Source organism: Citrobacter amalonaticus (assembly GCF_037053465.1).
Taxonomy (GTDB): Bacteria; Pseudomonadota; Gammaproteobacteria; order Enterobacterales; family Enterobacteriaceae; genus Citrobacter_A; species Citrobacter_A amalonaticus_H.
The window spans coordinates 1-2,246 of the sequence record NZ_JBALIF010000046.1 but is presented as its reverse complement, the minus strand read 5'-3'; the positions used below and the strand labels follow the sequence as shown (position 1 = coordinate 2,246).

At 47.4% G+C, this 2,246-nt stretch carries 2 protein-coding genes; both read right to left on the bottom strand.

The window, feature by feature from the left end; translation table 11 throughout:
• Positions 1 to 520 precede the first annotated feature (520 nt).
• Positions 521 to 1,456, bottom strand: coding sequence for a fimbrial protein (locus WB371_RS23615; RefSeq protein ID WP_336222372.1), 936 nt, complete (start codon positions 1,454 to 1,456; stop codon positions 521 to 523).
• Positions 1,457 to 1,695: 239 nt separating this feature from the next.
• Positions 1,696 to 2,223: a fimbrial protein gene (locus tag WB371_RS23610; protein WP_336222371.1), complete on the bottom strand. Its 528-nt coding sequence runs from the start codon at positions 2,221 to 2,223 to the stop codon at positions 1,696 to 1,698.
• Positions 2,224 to 2,246: the final 23 nt, after the last annotated feature.

Genomic DNA, 2,246 nt, shown 5'->3' with positions numbered 1-2,246 from the left:
AGTTCCTGTAAAATTAATTGCGACATTGTCTGCGGCTATTGCAACCGTGCTCGTAGCCATTTCAAAAACGAATAATCCCCACGGTAGGATCCGTCTGTTTATTTTTTTCATTCCTTGCTCCTGATATAAATTTCCCCCTCCCGGACAAATAGCGTCGTGTATGACCTTACTTTACTTAACGCTGCCTGTAAGTTCAGAAGGAGACTACCTAATATTCTGTATCTACAGATAATTTAGAGTGAATTGCACCGTGGCATTCGCCCCGATTTCCAGCGAAGTCACCGCTGACGACATTGTCGGTGACACATCCTCCGGATTGCCGAAGTAGGTCGTAATGGTATCCCCCAACAATATGGCCTGCTCTGCCCCTGGGTCACGGAGCAGGCCGCCGCCCTGATATTACCGGTAAAATTAATTGCTATTATCCGCGGCATGGAACAAAAAACTCATGGTAACCCCTATTAGTGCTGCCAGCAGATACGAAATATACCGGTATTCAAGTTTCATTTATCTCTCCAGTTTATTCATACATCAAGGTGATAGTAACGGGCGCATTTGCATTCCCGGTTGTCACCGCAGAAGAAGTCTGTATGTAATGCGCTTTCCAGTTAATGGTATACGCGCCACTTGAAGGTAAACTCGCCACCAGAAATTTTTGGTTTAACTGCAACGGAACGTCATTGTTATCCACCAGTTGAATACCCACTCCCGATGCAGCACCTGTACCCGCCGTGATTTTTACCGTTCCGGACTGACTGGTTTCAGCATCTGCATTGATGATTGCATTTACCTTGGTATTGGCATTGCAGTTCAGTGCAATATTCATCGGCACGGAAGTGGTTGTATGCCCGACGGAGGTAAACTCTGCGGTCGTATAATCCCCCAGAATTATATTCATTGATGTTGGAGAGGTAATTTCGCACGAAGGTGAAAGGATCGTGCCGGTCACAAGGAGATTACCAAACAATATGCTGCTTCCGTTGGCAGATAAACTGAAGAACCCGGGAACACTATATGAAAATGCCCCTTGCTCTGGTAAATCCTTCGTTTTTATCAGTTCAACCTGAATGTTACCGCGGCCAGTCCCCATATAAGTGCCTGCAGATGTCACTGACAAAGTTCCAGGTGCCAGGATTGTCGGATAGTTTGCAGAATCAAAGGTAAAATGAACACGAATACCTATCCCATCCAGACCAACAGAATAAATATGCGAGTCACCGGCATAGGGATCGATGCTACCGCTCATTATCACCGGGTTATTGTAACGTGTTCCTGCTGGCCCACACGTCGCACTGGTATGCTGTCCTAGCGAATCCAGCGCTTTGGTCTGGTTATAAAATACAGCCCCAGAGGAATAACCCGACATGGTAGCTGTGCCGAGATTAAAATTCCAGTTTGACACGCCTGTAGTATCGGAACTATATGAGCATGCACCATATGCTTTTGCCATCAGCATTAGAATTACAGTGCAAGACTTAATTATACAAATACACCTCTTCATTGTTCCCCCCGTTGTAAAAGCTAATCTATGGCATGCTCTCTATTATCAGCATGAATCAATAGTCTGTTATCAGGCTTAGTCCATGCCATCGCCAGAGGTCGTTAGCGGCATTTACAACAGTTCGCTAATATTTTTCACCGGTCACCAGCTTCCGTGCAGGCAGTAAATGGCAACCGATGGGAAATATATGGTGTCTATGGATAATTTATGGTGAATTGCGCCGTGGCATTCGCCACCCCGGCAGTAATAACTGCTCGGTCAACCAGTGACTGGTACTGTGCCTGGTATGTCAGAGTGTTTGCCCCGACCACTAGCAGGGCTACCGCTGACGGCGTTCCCAGCTTTATCTGGCTACCATTGCTTTCATTAATTCTCACCGCCACTCCCGTCGCTCCACCAGGATCCAGAGCCAGCAAGTCAGGCGCTGACGCGGCGATCCCGCTAAATGTGACCGTTGCCTGCGTCGGTCCTCCTGCAGGGCAGTCCAGCACAAAGGTAAATGGCTTTGCCGGCGACACATCCCCCGGATTGCCGAAATAAGTCGTACTGGTGTCCCCCAGTAATACAGTCTGATTTACCTCACTGGTTACGTCGCAGGTTGCCGCCCTGATAGTGCCAGTAAAATTAATTGCTACATTATCCGCAGCATGGGACAGCAAACTCATAGCAATCCCCATTAGCGCCACCAGCAGATACGGAATATGACAGGATTCAGGTTTCATTTATCTCTCCAGTTTATTCATAC

What these genes read in the sequence shown, in the direction of transcription:
- WB371_RS23610 (WP_336222371.1), bottom strand. Translation starts at nt 2,223, where the DNA reads ATGAAACCTGAATCCTGTCATATTCCGTATCTGCTGGTGGCGCTAATG.
- WB371_RS23615 (WP_336222372.1), bottom strand. Translation starts at nt 1,456, where the DNA reads ATGCTGATGGCAAAAGCATATGGTGCATGCTCATATAGTTCCGATACT.